General features: G+C 45.1%; 16 protein-coding genes. 11 read left to right on the top strand and 5 right to left on the bottom strand.

Translation table 11 applies throughout. From position 1 onward, the window contains the following. Positions 1 to 33 precede the first annotated feature (33 nt). Positions 34 to 996 (bottom strand): ABC transporter substrate-binding protein, encoded by a 963-nt coding sequence (locus tag AB6E85_RS20670; protein ID WP_372144006.1) that lies wholly within the window; start codon positions 994 to 996, stop codon positions 34 to 36. Continuing rightward, a complete protein-coding gene (locus tag AB6E85_RS20665) occupies positions 993 to 1,835 on the bottom strand; it encodes an ABC transporter ATP-binding protein (protein ID WP_372144004.1) in 843 nt (280 codons plus the stop codon). The genes AB6E85_RS20670 and AB6E85_RS20665 overlap by 4 nt, the downstream gene beginning before the upstream one ends. A gap of 381 nt (positions 1,836 to 2,216) precedes the next feature. Here AB6E85_RS20665 and AB6E85_RS20660 point away from each other — a divergent pair, with 381 nt between their 5' ends. Next, positions 2,217 to 4,121, top strand: a complete 1,905-nt coding sequence (locus AB6E85_RS20660; protein ID WP_372144002.1) for a bifunctional UDP-sugar hydrolase/5'-nucleotidase — start codon at positions 2,217 to 2,219, stop codon at positions 4,119 to 4,121. A gap of 191 nt (positions 4,122 to 4,312) precedes the next feature. Here the strand turns inward: AB6E85_RS20660 and AB6E85_RS20655 are convergent, their stop codons facing one another. Beyond that, a complete protein-coding gene (locus tag AB6E85_RS20655; protein WP_372144000.1) occupies positions 4,313 to 4,942 on the bottom strand; it encodes a hypothetical protein in 630 nt (209 codons plus the stop codon). Positions 4,943 to 5,485: 543 nt separating this feature from the next. On the opposite strand from AB6E85_RS20655, the gene AB6E85_RS20650 reads away from it, so the two are divergent. The 3 genes from AB6E85_RS20650 to AB6E85_RS20640 are packed head-to-tail and all read left to right on the top strand — an operon-like array spanning position 5,486 to position 9,848. Further along, positions 5,486 to 6,184, top strand: coding sequence for an ABC transporter ATP-binding protein (locus AB6E85_RS20650; protein WP_372143998.1), 699 nt, complete (start codon positions 5,486 to 5,488; stop codon positions 6,182 to 6,184). An 8-nt stretch (positions 6,185 to 6,192) separates the two neighbouring features. Further along, positions 6,193 to 8,715: an ABC transporter permease gene (locus tag AB6E85_RS20645; RefSeq protein WP_372144055.1), complete on the top strand. Its 2,523-nt coding sequence runs from the start codon at positions 6,193 to 6,195 to the stop codon at positions 8,713 to 8,715. Next, positions 8,715 to 9,848, top strand: a complete 1,134-nt coding sequence (locus AB6E85_RS20640; protein ID WP_372143996.1) for a lipocalin-like domain-containing protein — start codon at positions 8,715 to 8,717, stop codon at positions 9,846 to 9,848. Before AB6E85_RS20645 ends, AB6E85_RS20640 begins: the two co-directional genes overlap by 1 nt. A gap of 60 nt (positions 9,849 to 9,908) precedes the next feature. Here AB6E85_RS20640 and AB6E85_RS20635 read toward each other — a convergent pair whose 3' ends face one another. Both AB6E85_RS20635 and AB6E85_RS20630 read right to left on the bottom strand, forming a co-directional pair. Continuing rightward, complete coding sequence (locus tag AB6E85_RS20635) at positions 9,909 to 10,703, bottom strand: endonuclease I family protein (RefSeq protein ID WP_048609778.1); 795 nt, start codon at positions 10,701 to 10,703, stop codon at positions 9,909 to 9,911. A gap of 264 nt (positions 10,704 to 10,967) precedes the next feature. Beyond that, positions 10,968 to 11,231 (bottom strand): hypothetical protein, encoded by a 264-nt coding sequence (locus AB6E85_RS20630; protein WP_017091753.1) that lies wholly within the window; start codon positions 11,229 to 11,231, stop codon positions 10,968 to 10,970. Positions 11,232 to 11,616: 385 nt separating this feature from the next. On the opposite strand from AB6E85_RS20630, the gene secD reads away from it, so the two are divergent. From secD to AB6E85_RS20595, 7 genes are all read left to right on the top strand, one after another. Next, on the top strand, positions 11,617 to 13,404 hold the full coding sequence (gene secD / locus AB6E85_RS20625) for a protein translocase subunit SecD (protein ID WP_372143994.1): 1,788 nt from the start codon (positions 11,617 to 11,619) through the stop codon (positions 13,402 to 13,404). After that, complete coding sequence (secF, locus tag AB6E85_RS20620; RefSeq protein WP_372143992.1) at positions 13,404 to 14,306, top strand: protein translocase subunit SecF; 903 nt, start codon at positions 13,404 to 13,406, stop codon at positions 14,304 to 14,306. Before secD ends, secF begins: the two co-directional genes overlap by 1 nt. 289 nt (positions 14,307 to 14,595) lie before the next feature. Next, positions 14,596 to 15,687 carry a calcium:proton antiporter gene (locus AB6E85_RS20615; RefSeq protein ID WP_012600221.1) on the top strand — a complete coding sequence of 364 codons (1,092 nt, stop codon included), beginning with the start codon at positions 14,596 to 14,598 and terminating at the stop codon, positions 15,685 to 15,687. Positions 15,688 to 15,744: 57 nt separating this feature from the next. After that, a complete protein-coding gene (locus tag AB6E85_RS20610; RefSeq protein ID WP_012600220.1) occupies positions 15,745 to 16,401 on the top strand; it encodes a DedA family protein in 657 nt (218 codons plus the stop codon). 45 nt (positions 16,402 to 16,446) lie between these two features. Next, on the top strand, positions 16,447 to 17,838 hold the full coding sequence (locus AB6E85_RS20605) for a magnesium transporter (RefSeq protein WP_372143989.1): 1,392 nt from the start codon (positions 16,447 to 16,449) through the stop codon (positions 17,836 to 17,838). 36 nt (positions 17,839 to 17,874) lie between these two features. After that, positions 17,875 to 18,525: a MarC family NAAT transporter gene (locus tag AB6E85_RS20600; protein WP_017091757.1), complete on the top strand. Its 651-nt coding sequence runs from the start codon at positions 17,875 to 17,877 to the stop codon at positions 18,523 to 18,525. 187 nt (positions 18,526 to 18,712) lie between these two features. Further along, entirely contained in the window at positions 18,713 to 19,390 is a 678-nt protein-coding gene (locus AB6E85_RS20595) for a hypothetical protein (protein ID WP_372143986.1), read from the top strand. Positions 19,391 to 19,421: the final 31 nt, after the last annotated feature.

Here is a 19,421-nt window from a genome sequence, read left to right as displayed (position 1 = left end):
CAATAACAAGGTTTCATATGACAACCTTCCCGATCACTCAGAAACGAACGCCTCTGCAAGTTTCTCAATAGCATCGATATTGGCAGGCCCAGGGGTGAGTTGCTCATAACGCAGTTTGACATAACGACCAGAAGTGACCGCATTGGTGTATTTCATTAACGGATGGGCTTCGAGGAAACGTTGCAACGAATCGGCACCACTCGCCGATTGGTAATCAAGAAGGATAATCACATCTGGGTTTTCACGAGCGACATTCTCCCAAGATGTTCTTGCCCAACTTGCTTCCATATTACCTGTGATATTTTGGCCACCAGCAGCTTCAATCATTGCGTTTGGCATTCCGTACTTACCCGCGGTGAAAGGCTTATCTTCACCCGAATCAAACAAGAACACTTTTGGACTCGGCTTACCTGATGCTTTCTGCTTTTCTGCTACTTTTTCAACTCTCTCTTTCCAGCTGTTTACCAAAGCCTCGGCTTCTGCTTGCTTGTCGAAAATAACGCCTAACTTTTGCATGTCGCCATAAAGCAGATCCATTGTCGCACCTTCTTTTTGACCTTGGGTATGAATGCAACTTTCAGAGAGCACTAAGGTATCAATCCCGTATGGCTTCACTGTTTGAGGTGTCACTTCACCACCCACTTTCATTCCGTAATTCCAGCCAGCGAAAAAGAAGTCAGCATCAGCAGCAATCAATGTTTCTAATGAAGGATACTTAGGTGCGAGCTCAGGAATGTCTCCTAAACGTTCTTCAAACGAATTCGACATCTTGTACCAACCAGTAATGCCTGTAACACCCACCATCTCCTTTTGAAGACCAAGGGCAAAAGCCATCTCGGTCATATTGATGTCGTGCACAACCGCTCTTGAAGGTCGCTTTTCAATGGTCAGTGGGCTCCCACAGTTATCAACCGTCACTGGGTATTGAGTACTTGTCGCATGCGCAAAAGAGAAAGGTAAAAGAAACAAAAGACTGGAAATTACAGGCCACTTCATTGGGCTGATCCTATTAAAGAGTGATTAGAGAGAGTTAAGTGAGTTGAGTGAGTTGATGCAGCTTCAAAATGGTGGATGGTGCTGCACAGATTAGGATGATTGAACGTAAGAACGCGCAATCCAAAAACAGGGATCATGTATCGGTCTTGCATCACGGTATCTGGGGCTGAGAACGCCACCATCTTTTGGTCTGACATCAACAGGACTTTGTCGGCGAATGGCGCTACCAAAGGTAAATCGTGCAACACCACAACAGACGCAATGCCGCGTTGTTTAATTAGGCTCAGAAGTTCAAGGCGAGCGAGAGGATCAAGGTGGTTTGTGGGTTCATCTAAGAGTAAAAGCCTAGGCTCCTGTGCAAAGGCGCGAGCAATACTTGCACGTTGCTGTTCACCACCGGATAGCTCACCAAAGCACCGCTGGCTTTTGTGAACAAGACCAACATCTTGCATCGCCTGCTGAACCGCTCGTTTGTGCTCTTTTGCACTACAACAAAACGTATGAGGAGTACGGCCTAAGCCAACATACTCAGCAACACTCAAACGAGGATCAACATGCTCATGTTGAGTAACCACCGCGACTTGCTTGGCTATCTGCTGCCGCTCAAGGCTTCCAAGTGCAATACCAGACAACATCAACTCACCCGCGACGGTTTTATATTCGCCTGTAATGCCTTTCAGCAAACTGGACTTTCCACTTCCATTAGGCCCAATGATGGCAACGCATTCACCGTCGTTCACATCAAATGTCACGTCTGAGACGGCTCTCCAATTAGCCAAGCCATCAGCGCAGAGCCCGCGCACAGACAATACAGATTTATTCAAATTCCCACCGAACATCCAAAAACAACATTTATTGTTATGTTGTGTTATGTTATAACATAACAATAAATTAGAGGTATAGTTATTAATAGAAATATTAAGACCGCTCTAAGAAGTAATGGGAATGGCGGGATAACCCAATCACCTTAAACAAAGACAGTCGTGTTTAAGAAAAGGGATTCGCTTAGAAAGTTGGATTACAGAAATCGAGGATTGAAACGAGAGCGAAGATTTGTGGTGGGTTTCATCATAACTTAAGTTGTTGCGAGGTGGTCATGAGTCACATTTATTTGAAACATCAATAAGTTGTATCACTAGAAATATGACACTGGTCACCCATAAGATAACCTCGATTCTATATGGTAGCGTCATACTTAAAACCACGATGTGAACATACTTATGAAAAGACACATACTATCAAGCGCCATCCTACTCTCTCTAGCCTTTCCCACCTTCGCAGCTGATGGAGACATACACGATATCACGATATTGGGTACTTCAGATATCCATGGTCATTTTATGGCGTGGGATTACGCGGCGGATAAACTCAACACTCGTGGTAGCTTGAGCCAAATCGCGACCAAGGTTGGTGAGATCCGCAAAGAGCAATCTAACATTATCCTTGTCGATGCTGGCGACACCATCCAAGGCAACTTCGTAGAAACTTTCAAAGACGAGCCTGTTGATCCAATGATGCTTGGCTTTAATCACATGAAATATGATGTGTGGGTTTTAGGTAACCACGAATTCGACTTTGGCCTTAAAACACTCAACAGAGCCGTTACGCAATTTAAAGGGCAATCTCTCGGTGGCAACATCAAGAACAAAAACGGAAACCCATTCTTGCCTGGTTACACCATCCTTGAACGCGGTGGTATTAAGATCGGCGTGATCGGAATGGATACCCCAATGACGGAGGTCTTTGCGCAAGGTACCAACCGTTTAGAAGGCGTCACTTTCACTAATCCAACCTTGGAAGTGAAGAAAATCGTCAAAGAGATTGATGATAAAGTGGATGCCATCGTATTGGTTGCCCATATGGGGATTGAGAACGAGAATGACATTGCTGACACCGGTGTCACCGACATTGCCAATGCAAACCCAGAGCTTGATGCCATCGTCGCTGGTCACATGCACACTCGCATCGATAAGGCCGTTGTGAATGGCGTTATTATTACTGAGCCCGACAAATATGGCCGCGCCCTATCGCGTATCGATCTTCAATTTGAAGAGCGCGATGGCACATTCACTCTCGTCAACAAAGACAGCTTCACCTATAAAATTAAAGGTATCGACTCTGATGAGAATATGGACGAGTTATACCAGCCTTATCACAAACAACTCCGAGAAATGGCGAATCGACCTGTCGCTCAGCTTACCGGCGTTGATTTAGTCCCAGAAAACGAAATCCGCGGTATCCCTCAAGTCCATGTTCAAGACACAGGCATTAGTGCGCTATACCAAGAAGCGAGCTTCTTCTATGCACCTAAAGCCAATGTCATCGCACTTCAAATAGACAACGACAATGCAGAGCTTGATGTTGGCCCAATCAAAGCCAAAGACATCGCGTACAACTACCAATACGCGGGTGGCGAAATCACTGTCTACCAGATGACAGGCAAAGAATTAAGAACCTACATGGAATGGTCTGCGGGCTACTTCAACTCAGTACAACCTGGCGATGTAACCTACAGTTTTAACCCTGAACGCAGAGCATCAAAATACTCAACCAATGACTTTTTCGCAGGCGTAACTTATACCATCGACCTCACTCAGCCTGCAGGTACCCGCATCACCAACCTCGCGTTTGCAGATGGCACCCCGGTTACTGATCAAACAGAAATCCGTATTGGTATGAATAGCTATCGAATGGGTCATCTAACCAAGAAAGGCGGCGTGCTAGAAGGTGAATCATTCCCTGTACTCTTTGATACGGAAGCAGAGTATGGAGAAGAAGCAGGCACAATCCGTAATATGACCATCAAGTATCTCAAAGAAGAAAAGAACGGTCAGTATGAAGGTAAAACTCAGCAGCGATGGGCACTTTCTGGTTTAGAGAGCCGTTACAATGAACAACGAGAGATAGTGAAGTCATTGATTAATGATGAAACCATATCAATTCCGACCAATGACGATGGCCGCTACACAAACATCGCTTCTATCAACGTAAAAGAACTGATGTTCAAATCTGACGAAGCCAAACAAGCAGCCATAACCACACGCGAACAAAAACTGGCGCAGGCTAGTGAACAAGAGAGCAAACAGATCAAACGCGAAGTCGCTCTGATTGAAGCACTCAACTAATCCCTAACCTCAAACCAATAACGACTTAACAACGCTTGGAGCGTGGTTAAGTCGTTGTCGTTCCCGCCCTACAACACCACATCTGTACTGAGTAAAACGGTTGATATTGGATGAATGAGCTGCAAAGGCTAACTCGTAGTTGGTAAAGTGCTATGAGTTAAAAATCAGCCTGTCACTGTTTTTAGAAATGTTTAATTTGAGTAACAAGATTTTATGGATGCTAAAAGCAGAAATAATTTCAAGCAATCAGTTTTATTGTACGAGCTCTCTCTGCGACCATGAGCTGAAACATGTCTATTTAAAGTAATGTCGCATTCACTAGCATCGAACCGCATCGGTGAAAATAGTTCCTCAGTTGTGTTTGCGATCTGAAAAAGCTTACTCTTTAAACCTAAGTGTAAAGCTTCAGAACTTTCTCTTTTTCTAATTCCAGAAACGTAGCGAATATTATTGTATTCACCTTTGTTTGCAAGATGCATTAACGCTGATTCGATGATACTAAATAAACTCGGTATACAAATATTATAAAAACCTAAATTAAACGATTTGATAGATTCGATTAACATGTCACTGTAAGGTGGGATCAATAGTCGAGTTTCTCTTTCTAACTCAACTTGTAATAATGATTCAAAGCGCTCAGTCAATAGCTCTTCTATTGCTTCAACTTCACTCAGCTCATGTTCCCGTATGTAATCAAACAGTTCATTTTCTAAAGTTTCGGAAGTAATACACCAACCTTGCTTTCTTAGTTCATCACTTCCGCACCATATTGCTTGATCTAAAACTCGTTGAAATAGCTCGATAACATAATGTTCATTCATCTAAATTTACCTAACAGATAATTTCCATACCGAATGTAAAATCTTCATCCCACTTCGTAGTAGATTGATTCTACTAAAATTTCTTACTTCATTAAAATCTCTTATGCTATTTTCGAGTTTTCAGCACCTCCAGTATAAACTTTTCTACATAGTGATATGTCCAAGAGCTACCATGCAAGATTGCAACTAGATCAGAGTTATTTGAATGCCGCTAGATAGGTATAATTTCCCCCGAGATACAACGCGAGGATTCACAATGAATAGCATTAGAAGAATGGAACAGGAACAAACTAGAGAAACAGCACGAACCATCTGACGAAAAACCTAAAAGCCTCCTAGGTGACTCTAAGCTCCCACTAACACCCGTATTCCTCCTCACACTGATCTATTTCCCTATTTTCGAAGTACAAGTTATTAATAATTCGATATAAATCGCTCTATTGTTTGAGATTATTGTCTACAGTTTTATAGAGCTTGTCGCTTCGGTAACTGCCACAAGTAACGACATCTTTTGTTGGTAAGTTTTGGTTATAAGGAAAGGAAATGGAAAGCCCAATTGTCACACTCACACAGGCCAGCAAAAGCTTTATTGATGGTAAAGACACTCATAGCGTGTTGGGCAATGTCGACTTCGCTTTAGCAACTGGGGCAAGCGTGGCTTTGACAGGGGCGAGTGGCAGCGGGAAAAGTACTCTGCTGAACATCATTGCGGGGTTTGAACCTCTATCTGGTGGCGAGTTGTGGCTCGATAACGAGAACACATCAGATTGGAGAGATCCACCGTGGAGCCGATTCCGCCATCAAAAACTAGGCGTGATCTTTCAACAGTTCAACTTACTAACCCCACTCAACGTAAAACAAAACATCGCCTTCCCGCTCCATTTAAATCAACAGAAATGGAGCGACTGGTGCGATTATTTAGTTGATGCATTGGGCATCAGTGAGCTACTCGAAAGACATGTATCCGCACTCTCTGGCGGTCAGCAACAACGAGTCGCAATAGCGCGTGCTCTAGCCCATAAACCCAAACTATTGCTTGCCGACGAGCCCACTGGCAACCTCGACCACAAAGCAGGGTTAGAGGTTATGAAGCTGCTGAGTGAAATCACCACTCAAGGCAACACTGCCGTGCTTTTGGTTACGCACAGCCCAGAATGTGCCAGCTTTATGCAGACAAAATTGGTGTTAGATGATGGTTGTTTAAGGAACGCAGATCTAACCCCAAGAGCAGCAGCGTTGTGAGTAAACCAATGAAGCAAACTGGCTTCGCACAAAGTCAGCTCACCCATACAAAACTGACTCTGAATCTATTTGCGGCACACTATCGTCAATCACCATTGCAAGCCGCGGCGATTCTGATCGGCATTGTGCTGGCGGTCACCTTGTTTGTCGCGGTGCAAGCCATCAACCTCAATGCCAAACGCAGTTATGCAGAATCGACCGAGCAACTTAGCGCCCAAGCGCAAAACCTTATCATTCCACCAGCAGGGCAAAACTATTTGCCGGAATCTCTCTACTTCAGCTTAAGACAAAGTGGATTAAGCGCAGCGCTGCCCGTGATTGAAGGGCGAGTAAGAGACGAGCAAGGTCGACGCTGGTCAGTTCAAGGCAGTGAGTTGATCGCCGCCCTCACTTCAAGATCTCGTCACGCTCGCGTCGACGAACAAAACAACACTCAAACCAAAGAGCCAAACATTTCCCTGTTCGACAATGCCTTACCTTTGCCGCAACTCTTAGCGGGTGAACCCATTGTGATGATGAGCCAATCTCAGCACCAGAGTTTGGACGAAGTAGACGCACTCACTTTGGATGAAGTGCTCACTCAAGTGGTAGTGCTACCAGATGAATGGCAGCTAGGTAGCCGAATGTTGATGGACATTGGGTTCGCTCAGCAACTGCTTAACAAGCAAGGGCAACTGAGCTATATCGCTATTTTTGACACTAAGAGCAATACTCAGGATAAATGGCAAAGCATCATAGGGGAGCAAGGGCAATGGATATCCAACAACCAAAGTACGAATCTCGGTTCAATTACCGATAGCTTTCACCTCAATCTCACCGCCATGAGTTTGTTGGCGTTTTTAGTTGGCCTGTTCATCGCTTACAACGGTGTGAAGTACAGTTTGCTGAAACGTAATCGGCTGTTGGTGCAAATTCAACAAGCCGGGATTGCGCCAAGCATCGTATTTTCAGCCCTGTTAGTCGAACTGACTCTTTTAGTCACAATGGGCGCTTCGCTTGGTTTCATTCTCGGCATTCAACTCAGCCATTGGCTACATCCCACCGTCGCGATAACGCTTGAGCAACTTTATGGTGCAACACTGCTTCCAGGCACATGGCAGTGGCATTGGTTAGTGCAGGCACTGCTGCTCACGCTGGCCGCAACGCTTGTCGCATGTTGGCAGCACTTTAAACAGCGAGTGCGACAACCCCTCTCTTCCCATGGCGGTTTCTATAAAGCGCCGGAAACGTCTAACGAAACTCAGCTGTTTGTTATCGGGGCAGTATTAACTATTCTCGCGTTAGCAGGGTTACGGCTGAGTGAACATCATCGCTTTACCATGGCATGGCTCGGTGTGTTGGTGGTGTCGATTCCCTTGTATCTGCCCAAAACGCTCAGCGTGCTAGCGAACTGGAGCGAAAAACGTACCCAATCGGGGTTAATACAATATCTGTTTGCTGAGCTGCGTGAACTTATCTCCCCTCTCTCCCTTGCCATGATGGCGTTGCTTCTCGCCGTCACCGCCAATGTGGGGATGAACACCTTAGTCGGCAGCTTTGAATCCACCTTAAAGCAATGGCTTGAACAGCGCTTACATGCTGATATTTACGTTAGCCCTGCCCAAGGTGAAACCGCGAACGCAGAACGTGCGTTAGAACAGTTTGATAATGTTGAAACCGTTTATAAACAATACTACGTCGACGATAACTTGCAGGGCTTACCTACTTTGCTCGGCACCAAAGACAAAGACACACTTGAGCAAACCATGGTGTTCCAATCCTACCTTAATGACTTCTGGACGCGCTTTTACCAAGGTGAGTTCGTGGCAATCAGCGAACCTACGGCGGTGAAGCTCGGCTTGTCCCTTGGAAGCCAACTCAAGCTCGACGCGATCCAAGACAAAACACTCATCGTCGGGGCGATTTTCCACGATTACGGCTCACCGAATGGCGAAGTGTTGCTTGCACCTAATTTATGGCTCGAAAGTGGATTTACTGACTTACCCACCAGCTTGGGAATCAAAGTTTCTGGCGCCCCACAAGTGGTGTACGAACAGCTACGCCAGCAACTCAATCTGCACCCAAGTCAGCTTTACGATCAAGCACAGATCAAATCGATCGCTTTAGATATCTTCTCACAAACCTTTGCCATCACTCGGGCGCTTAATGGCGTCACTTTAATGGTGGCGGTGATAGGGTTGTTCTGCGCCTGTTTCATGTTGCTCGATGCACGCAAAGCCGCCATTGCAAGGCTGTATGCGCTCGGTGTAAGTCAGAAAAAATTGATGGCGATGGTGGTCGGGCAAATCGTTGTTCTGGTCGCCTTCACTCTGGTTATCGCCATACCGCTCGGGGCTATGGTCGGCTACGTACTAACCGACATCGTTACCCTGCGCGCCTTTGGTTGGAGCTTAAATTATGTATGGAATTGGAGTGACGCACTCAGCATCGCAGCCATCACCATTCTAGTGGCTATGTTTGCGACCTTGATTCCACTGTGGCGTTTGGTCAGTAAACCCGTGGTATCCAGTTTGCAAAGTGAGGTGTTGTGATGAATCGATCAATGAGAGTTTTCGTTCTCACATTTACCCCCTTATTCTTTTTAGGATGCGAGGAGTCCACGCAACCATCAGCTCAAAATATGGGTTCGATACTTGGTGCAGAAACACAAACCGATGATGAAACACAAAAAGAGACTGATCAATTCACACAGGTAGTAAAAGGCGTGGAGATCACCTTCCCTGCCGACCATCAAGCACACTCTGATTTTCGTCATGAATGGTGGTATTTAACCGCAAACTTGATTGATGAAGAAGGCAATACGTTAGGCGTGCAATGGACACAGTTTCGCTTTGCGGCTGCACCACAGGAAAGTGGCAATAGCACCAAGGAAACTACGTGGCAAAGTCAGCAAATTTACATGGCACACAGCGCTGTCACCACTAAAAACAAACACTATGCCGATGAAAAATGGTCACGTGACCAACCAGAACTGGCAGGAGTAAGCGCTTCACCATTTCGTGTCTATCTTGATGACTGGCAATGGACGTCGACGACCGATGACCTGTTCCCAGCTACATTGGTCGCTAACTCGGGTCAATTTGGATACTCGCTTAAGTTAACCAACAACTCGCCTTATCAAAAGCAAGGCGAACAAGGCTACAGCACTAAAAGTAGCGATGGCAAAGTGGCTTCCTATTACTACAGCCAACCATTCATTGATGTATCGGGCGAGGTAACCATTGATGGCATCACGCATCAGGTTTCTGGCAAAGGTTGGATAGACAGAGAGTGGAGCTCGCAGTTTTTACTCGACTCGCAACAAGGCTGGGATTGGTTTGCGCTAAGGCTGAGTGATGAAACCAGCTTAGTGGTATTTCAGCTTCGAAACTCAACATCAGGCGAAGCCAGTTATGCTAACGCAAGATTAATGCAGCAAGACGGTTCTGGCATTGCCATTTCACAACAAGAGATAACCCTAACCGCCGTCAAGCAAACAGAAATCGACGGAAGCGATTATCCAACAGAATGGCAAATTTCAATTCCAACTCAACAGATCGAACTGACCGTCTCGGCACTCAATCCAAATGCCAAAATGCCGCTGTCGGTTCCTTATTGGGAGGGGCCAATCATGATTAAAGGTTCTCATTCCGGATCTGGCTATATGGAGTTGACTGGGTATTAAGCCAACAGCATATTTCTGAAATGAGAAGCTTTAATTTTTAACAGACGAATAAGAATAAAATCAACCGTTACATCGGCTGCCATAAATATCGTTTACCCAGCTTGGGTTATCAATGAACGGGTTGCGGTTACCTTGCCACTGCACGGCTTTCTCGTGGCGTTGACGTTCCCAGTTGTCTACTGGGTCAGCGTTATGCCATTGAAGCAACGTACATAGCTTTCCAACTTTAGGTTTACCTGACGTACTCGAAGTGTCATCAACCAGATACAAGTCAGGCATGTTTGCGTTGTTGCCCTCATAGCGCACAGCCATGTAGAAAATTGAACGTGCGGTATCACCTTTCACTGCATCACGAGGTTCAAAGCTGTCGTAATCCGTTTTGTTCAGTGGCGACTTTTTCAATGGCGAACCGCCAAAATCAAAGTCTTTATTTGAACGGATGGAGTTAATCTCGGCATCTGTTGGCTGTAGGTGGTGGATATCGGTATAGCCCCATTGATCTTTGCGCTTAAAGCCAAAAGATTTAGGCCAAAGGTGCTCACGATTCCAAGCATTTTTGTCGTTGTCACCCGATGAGGTAAAGTCTTTGGATTGTGAACGACCGCTGTAATACAGAATCACGTTGTTCGGATTGTTCGGGTCTTCGTTGGTGTCTTTCAATGCAGACCAAACTTGAGTGTACGTTAATTGCTTTTGCCCACGAGCAGCAATCACACCGAGCATATCTTTTAACGCATTTCCGTCGAGTCCTTCAGCTTCGAGGTAGTAGCCATCAGGGTATGTAATATCAGCAAGCGCAACTGGACTAAGAGCTGTAGAAATTAGGAAAAGGCTTAGATTTAAACGCATTTTCATTGTTTTAAGTATCCTTGTTATTGTTTTAATGACCCATCATTAATGAGTGCCCTAATACTCTACAAAACAATATCCATATGCAATCGGTTTATTTATAAAAGGTGCTTCCTGATACTTTTCAATACCTCACGTTAATTATTGATGACTAGTATTCAGCTTTCGAAGCTAATTTTATGCCAAGACAAGTTGCTCTAGTTTGTCACTCCCCAACAAACTAGAGCAACTTAAAAATCAACGCCGTAGACAAACATATCAATGGGTTTTCTATTCAGTCGATAGCGCTAGTGCAGAAATCCCTTGGAATATTTCTTGTCCTTTATCTGTTTTAATTTCAAAATCATCGAGCCAATAGATGTCAGTTAATAACCGAACATCTCCGATTAATTCACAGCGATCCTTTTCGCACAGTGTGTCGATTTCTCCACTCCAACATGTTGATATATCGATGACTATCATTCTTTCTATCTCAAGAAACTGATGGCTAAAATGCTCATGCAATGACTCTATACCTTCTGCGTAACTAAGCACTAGAGTGCATCTCCCTTCACCAATATCGCAAACTCTATATTTGCGATCGTTTAAATATATTGTGCAATCCACGTAGATTTATCCTCAATCATTAATTCAGATTACATTGTTTTAAATAAATCGAATCTCTGCGAGGAATTAGAGAAATTCATATATGCAAAGTCGAGCAAACCAAATATGAATTTCTCTAACCCATAGTTCTATTGAATCAAGAAACTAAGATAGCTCGGTAACCAACAGTTAGGTTTATCGATAAAACCGAAAGCGCCATCGATAACCTTTAGGATCCCTTAGTTTCAACTCATACATGATTAATACTGGTGCTTATTTAATAAATAAGCTTGGTGCTATTTACGTATGCGTTAATCAATAAGATGCAACCGAAATGAAGTTAAAGCGCTCAATCGCACCCATAAATTATTCAGCTAAATGGAAGGTCATCGTTCTCGTGTTGTCTGTAGTACTGATGCTTCTCAGTGCCCTACCCTCTGCATTTGGTGAACGTGAAGCTTTGCACATTTCAAACCAAACGCATTCGACACACGCTGATGATGTATATCGTTATCTTGTGGACAATAGCATTGATGTTCACAGTGTTGGCGAAAACAACGATAGGTTAGTTGTGACGTTTGCTTCAAGCGGGCAACAAGCCCCCGCACAAGCTTTGATGTCCGATTTTATCCAATCATCGGAGACCGTTGCCCTCACGCTCGAACCTTCAGCTCCTTCTTGGCTAACCTCGCTGGGCTTTCAGCCGATTAAGTTTGGATTAGATCTGCGCGGTGGTGTGCAATTTCTCTTAGACGTTGACCTAGCCCCTGTCTTTAATGCTCACGCGCAATCAGTGATCGACGACCTTCGTCAGGAGTTTCGTGTACGCGGTCGTGTAGAAAGCGGTGAGGTGGTCATTGCTCGATATAATGAAGCATTACTTGGCGATATTCGAATCCACTTAAGAACACAGTATCCAAATTGGACTCTGAGCCAATCTGGTGAGCGCTTAACGATCTCAATGGATGAGGAAGAGAAACGCGCGATTCGAACTCTGACTGTGACACAAAATCTTCAAACAATGCGAGGCCGCATAGAAGAGCTAGGGATCACAGAAGCCGCAGTCCAACGCCAAGGTGAAAATCGAATTCGCATCGAACTGCCAGGAGTACAAGACCCGACATCCGCAAAAAACATTATCGGCGCCACTGCATCGTTAGCGTTTTACCATGTGGAGCCTAATGTCAGCGCACGAACAAAATCCATCAATGACCAGGATGGTAGACCTGTCATTCTGCATAGAAACAGTATCTTAGGGGGCGAGCATATTATCGATGCACGCGCCAGCCTAGGAGAATTGGGAACACCCGAAGTTAACATCACTCTTGATAGCACGGGGGGGCGGCTGATGACCAATCACTCGCGCAGCAATATCGGAAACCCGATGGCGACTCTGTACAGTGAATACAGTCAATCAGAGACAGGACAATCCATTGAGCAAAGCGAAGTTATCAGCGTAGCGACAATTCAATCAACGCTGGGTAGCCGCTTTCGCATCACTGGCGCGGGGTCAATGGCAGACGCTCAAAACCTGGCTCTTCTATTGAGAGCTGGCTCACTCACCGCTCCTGTTACCATTGTTGAAGAACGCACAATCGGGCCAACTCTTGGTGCTGAAAACGTCAAAAATGGCTTTGCTGCACTCGCCTTGGGGCTTGGTTTTACATTGGTATTTATCGCTTGTTGGTATCGACGCCTTGGCTGGGTTGCGAATGCTGCACTGACTATCAACTTAGTGTGTCTGTTTGGCCTATTGGCGCTCATCCCTGGCGCTGTGCTAACGCTTCCGGGCATTGCTGGGCTCGTGCTAACCGTGGGGATGGCTGTCGATACCAACGTGCTTATCTTTGAACGCATCAAAGACAAAATGCGAGAAGGCAGAAACTTTTCCCAATCCATAGATCGAGGGTTCGATAGTGCATTCTCTTCAATTTTCGATGCCAACCTCACCACTATGATCGTTGCCATCGCTTTGTATGCAATAGGTAACGGCCCAATTCAAGGCTTTGCTATCACACTCGGATTAGGCCTACTGACTAGCTTATTTACCGGCGTATTTGCGTCTCGAATTCTTATCAATTATTTGTGGGGAAGAGACACCTCACATGAGGTGAAACTGTAATGACCAAATCAATTAACGTCACCAAAATACGTCAATTGATGACGATGATATCTCTGATTCTTTTGACGCTTTCCATTACATCAATCGTTGCAAGGGGGTTCAATTGGGGACTCGACTTTACGGGAGGTGTTGTCGCCGATATTCAAACAAAACCAAACGTAACTCAAGTTCAGCTCAAATCTCACCTCGACTCAGCACTGAGCCAAGATGTTCAAGTGACGGCGGCAGGCAGTGAAGGAAATTGGCAACTGCGTTTCAATGATACAGACCTCGATTTTCGAGACGCACTTAACCAAGCACTGTTGCCAATAGACAGCAATTTTCACATTGCTAACAGCAGCGTAATTGGCCCTCAGGTTGGGTTAGAAATGGTCGAACAAGGCGGCTTAGCGATTTTGGCTTGTTTCGTTCTTACCTTGCTGTACTTGAGCTACCGATTTGAATGGCGATTAGCGCTAGGTTCAATTGCGGCGTTGATTTACGACATTGTTATTGTCCTAGGGCTCTTTGCGGTGACTCAAATTGAATTCAACCTAACCGTGTTGGCCGCTTTACTGGCAGTGATGGGCTACTCCCTGAATGACTCGATCATCATTTCAGATCGAATTCGTGAGGTATTTCGTGCGAAGCCAGACGGTGAAACCGATGCCCTTCTCGATCAGTCCATCGTGTCAACGTTGTCACGAACGCTTGTCACATCAGGCACCACCTTAGTCACAGTCTCAGCATTGTGGTTTTTAGGAGGGAGCGCACTAGAAGGTTTCGCCATTGCACTGTGTGTCGGGATTTTAAGTGGGACATGGTCTTCTATCTCTATTGGCACACTCTTGCCAACTCGTGTGGGCTTGAAACCAACCCACTATAAACCGGAAGAAACCGAATCCCTTGAAAGCATGCCTTAGCTTTTACTTACTGCGCTCATTGCTTACTGCTTGCTTAGCACGCTATTAGGCGAATGTCGGTCGTCTGATAGCAACAAAGAATTTCTCTAATTCATAGTCTGAATCATCGGTTCACCTTAAGTTAGCAACATGGTTAGACGCATAGCTTTGTAGATATCGTTTTAGATGCAAAAGCTTAAACGCATAACTTGAAACGAACCGTTTGCTGCACAGGAAATTGCAGTATTCACCCGATTTACTCTCGTTAAAGGACATTAGCGAGCCTTCGGTTACTCAATAAAGGCTCAACATGCTCAACGTACTCAAACAAGAATACAAACTGCCACTTGGCATCGTTGCCGTTCTATTTTTCAAACTGATCGGCGACAACTTACTCACAGGAGAGCTGTCTCAGTTCGCCTACATAATGATTACTGCGGTGCTATTTTACGCGGTGATGAGCGCCATTTTTTCGGTTGTTCGCCACTCAGATGCGCTGGCGATCAAGCTTGGAGACCCATACGGTACTCTTATATTAACGCTGTCTGTTGTCTTGCTCGAAGTCATTATGGTCTCGTCCGTTATGCTGACTGGAGAATCGAATCCCTTCCTAGCGCGTGACACCATGTTTGCTGTCGTGATGGCGGTGCTTAATGGCTTTGTCGGTATCACCTTGTTAATCGGTGGGATGAAATACCATACCCAAACCTACAACCTTGATGGAATAAAAGCGTACTTGGTGGCCATTATTCCACTCTCATTACTGTGCTTGGTACTGCCTAATTTCACCAGTATGGATTCACTGGGTAACATGTCGACCAGCCTAACTTGGACATTAGTGCTCGCTTCGATCGCCTTGTATGCCGTATTCCTGTTCATCCAAACACGCAGCCATACCGACTACTTCATTGATGGTGATAATGAAGATCATCACGAACATCACGGCCCTCTGCACAGCAATATATTCCACACGATTATGCTGGTGAGCTATTTGATGGTGGTGATTTTGTTAGCGAAAAGCCTCGCGATTCCAATTAACGATGGCATCACGGAAATGGGCGCACCTGCGGCTCTAGGTGGTTTGATTGTTGCCTTGATTATTCTCGCACCTGAAGCGGTTGGTGCCGTTAAAGCCGCCGTGACCAATCAATTACAGCGTGCGATGAACCTCTTCTTTGGCTCAGTTCTCGCCACTATTGCACTAACCGTTCCCGCTGTTCTGCTGATTTCAGGGGTAATGAACGAACCCATCCAACTCGGCCTTGCCCCTGCAGAAATGGTGTTATTAGGTGCAACGCTATTAATGACAAGCGTGAGCTTTAGCAGCGGGAGAACTAACTCGCTCAATGGTGCTACCCACCTCATCCTGTTCTTTGCCTACATCATCTTGATGTTTGATTAAAACGCATTGTGGGCTCCGGCTATCAACAGCCAGAGCCCACGTTAACTTGGAGTTTCCATGCAAGAGATTATTTCCGCGATTTGGCTGCAAGACTTCGATGCCTTACTTGAATTGAATTCACTGCACGTTTTATTGCTTTTGCTTGGTGTCGTGCTTTTTCTTGAGTCGAGTTTTGTTTTCTTACCACTACCCGGTGACGGCCTAGTGCTGTTTGTCGGGGGTATGGTTGGTTTGGGCGCGATTGATTTTTCAAGTGCTCTAATGCTTCTAACCAGTGCCTCTTTTTTGGGCAGTATCATTGCCTACCTTCAAGGGCGATGGCTGCACAATACTCCGTTCATGCGTAAAGCTGAACAAACACTGCCAGATGAATCGTTACCCAAGGCAAAAAAACTATTAAACCGATTCGGTTTTTTGTCCCTGTTCGTTTCGCGGTTTGTCCCATTTGTTCGCGTACTGACCCCAATGTTGATGGGCGTTGCACAACTCAGCGCAATAAGAACGCTGATTGTTAGCTTCACTAGCTCGATTACATGGGTCTTCAGTTTATTGCTGATAGGAAAGTGGATCATGCGACACCCATTCGTCTCGCAATATCAAGAGTTGATTACAAAGTGGTTCTTAATGGGCAGTTTAATCCTGATGGTTACCGCATTTATCGCCCTCTTTATTCGGCTTGCGACCAAGAAGCGACAACCACAAACATCCGAATAAAAATCGCTTCAATTGTATTCTCACTTATTGTCAAAGGTCTAACATATGACATTAATTACATTAGCTTTTTCATCAGAAGGGGCGGAAAAGCTGTACCTCAAAATACTGGAGTGTCTAACTCTAAGAAAGGCTAAACGACTGAATCAAACGCTTCTAGAGGCTGAACCCGTCGAACTGCCATCAGTCTTAAGGAAGCTCTCTGACCAGCAACGTATCGCCACTTGGACTCTACTAAGCGAAGTAAACCCAAGCCTTGCTGCCAACTTACTTGATCACTTATCTGATCCCGAGCTTCTATGGCTGATCAGTCAACTATCTGAAAGTAGCACCATAGTGCTATTTCAATATTTGCATTCCGCAGACCGCCGGTTGCTACTCAATGAACTGCCAAGTGACCTACAAAAACAGCTCAGGCAAGCCCTACCTTCAACATGGAAAGACGAAGAGCGTGCAGCCTTGAGCTACCCACAAGACTCTGCCGGAGGGATTTGTAAAAGCGAAGTCCTCAAACTGGCAGCAGACGCTACCATCGACAGTTTGAGCGCAATATTAAGCGCAGAAGAACACAACTTAGATCGACTAGAGTGGCGCTACGTTTACTTGCATGACACTGAAGGCAGCTATTTAGGTGGGCTGAAGATCCGTGATGTACTGCTGCTGCCACGTGGCACGTCATTAAGGGAATACATAGATACCACAGTGCCCGTTATCAGCCCTGACACGGATCTAAATACGATTAAAAGTACGCTGGACACCACTTTACACCCCGTTGTTCCCATCGTTGATGAACAAGGTTTCCAAATAGGCATCGTCGGTTTTAAACATCTCAATGAAGCCTTATACCAACGTTCGAAGCAGCAAATGCTGGAGCAATCCGGTGTATTTGGAGGTGATGAGTCTCGCACCATGCCAGTACTAAAACGTAACCTACGTCGACTCGCCTTTTTATTGCCTTCAGTCGCCTTAAGTTATGCCGCAATTTCAATCATTGCTATTTACGAACCCATCATTGAACAAATTGCCGTCTTAGCGGCCGTGTTGCCGCTTGTCGCCAATCTTTCTGGTGCGGCTGGGAATCAATCCGTTGCAGTGTCGATACGTGAATTATCTATGGGCCAGATCTCAGCCAAAGACCTGCTGTATGTGGTCGCGAAAGAGATTCCAATCGGCGCGATCAATGGAATGCTAATTGGTGGTGTTCTGGCTCTGCTTACGCTGTTCACGCTTGGCGGGGAGCACTCTGGATTGCCATTGGTTATCGCCATTGCTTACACACTTTCTTCCACTCTTGCCGTCGTGATTGGAGGTACATTGCCCTTGCTACTAAAGCGGCTCAACTTCGACCCAGCCATGCTATCAAGCCCAATGCTGACAACCTTAACCGACGCAATTTCGTTCTTCAGTGTTCTGTATCTAGCACACGCTTTTTTACTGTGATTTAACTTTTTCTTCCACCACAAAATGGGGATTCTTATGCATTTAGAAACATTGTTCACCTATATGACACTCACGGTTCTTGGCCTATTACCCATCATGAACCCACCCGCAGCAGCAACGGTTTTACTCGGTTTGAGTAAAGGACGAGATAAGAGCTATATTGTGTCGCAAGCCAAAACGACTGGAGTCTATCTTTTCATTGCCTTGTGCATCACCTTCTTCATTGGTGCATCGGTACTCGAACTCTTCAGTATTTCAATACCGAGCTTGCGTTTAGGTGGTGGCATCATCATTGTCGCGATTGGTTTCAATATGCTGTTTCCTCGCCCCGACAATGGAGCCGCCCCCTCTGGGCAAGATTCAATAGCACTAGTACCTTTAACCATTCCTTCACTGTGTGGCCCTGGTTCTATGGCGATGATCATCAGCCTGGCCGCTCAAATTGCTACTTATGAAAACCACACAAGTATGACTAGCGTCTATGGTGGTGTAGTCGCAGGGCTTGCTCTCGTTGCACTTATTGCGACCTTCACATTAACCATGGCGTACCCTCTGCTCAAGGCGCTTGGTCAAAATGGCATCAATGCATTTACCCGAATTATGGGCTTCCTATTGATCTGTATGGGAGTACAGTTTTTCACTCTCGGGATTCAAGAAATCGTTCTTGAGATCAATGAACTCTTATAAGTAAACAAACCGCCCAATTTTGAGCCTCAGCCATTTTTGGTTGGGGCTTTTTTATGTCTATACCCAAGTAACCTCAAGGTGCTTGGGTATATACGTTTAGCAAATATGAATCGCTGTAATTCATAGTCTATTCCCCGGTCAGTAAATAAAATAGCGGCATAAACAAACACAACTTGGATTTATATTTATGAAACTAACTAAAACATCTCTATTAATTGCATCACTTATTTCTTCACCTTTAGTCCTTGCAAATAACAATGTTGATTTCTCTGACTCTAAACAACATTATTCGGGGTTTGATATTGGTTATGGCAGCAACGATTTTGATATTGGCCTTCAATATGCCAAGTCACTAAATAACGATTGGAGTTTGCTAAGTTCATATAGCAGTGACGACAATTTTGATAACCACGAATTGGGATTTGATTTCCAGCGTACTGATGGACTAGGAGGTGCATTTAATTATCACCACGATACTGACTATCAATCTCGAGATTTGCGTTCGAACGACTACCAGTTCACTCTATATCGTTCAAGTAATATCACGGACAAGCTTAACCTGACTCCTGAACTTGCAATAGGTAATTTAAAGCATCAAGACATGAGTAGCAGTGTTTATTACACCAGTGCATCACTTGATATGACTTACAACCTGAACCCTAGCATGTGGGTAGGGTTCACGCCGGAATACACTTACAGCTTAGGTAAAGTGAAAGAAAAGAATGGCAACCAATCGACGCTTAGAGATTGGGATTACACGGCAGAACTTGGTTATCAATTAAATAGCACAAGCGCGTTCGTCTATAGCTATCAATATGATGATGGTAATAACCTTTCATTATTATCTTTTAAACATTCATTCTAAATAATTAGAGCTGCCGGTAATAGGCAGCTCA

It is taken from the genome of Vibrio sp. 10N.247.311.51, from assembly GCF_041467855.1.
GTDB classification, from domain to species: Bacteria; Pseudomonadota; Gammaproteobacteria; order Enterobacterales; family Vibrionaceae; genus Vibrio; species Vibrio coralliirubri.
This window is presented reverse-complemented; position numbering and strand designations above follow the sequence as displayed.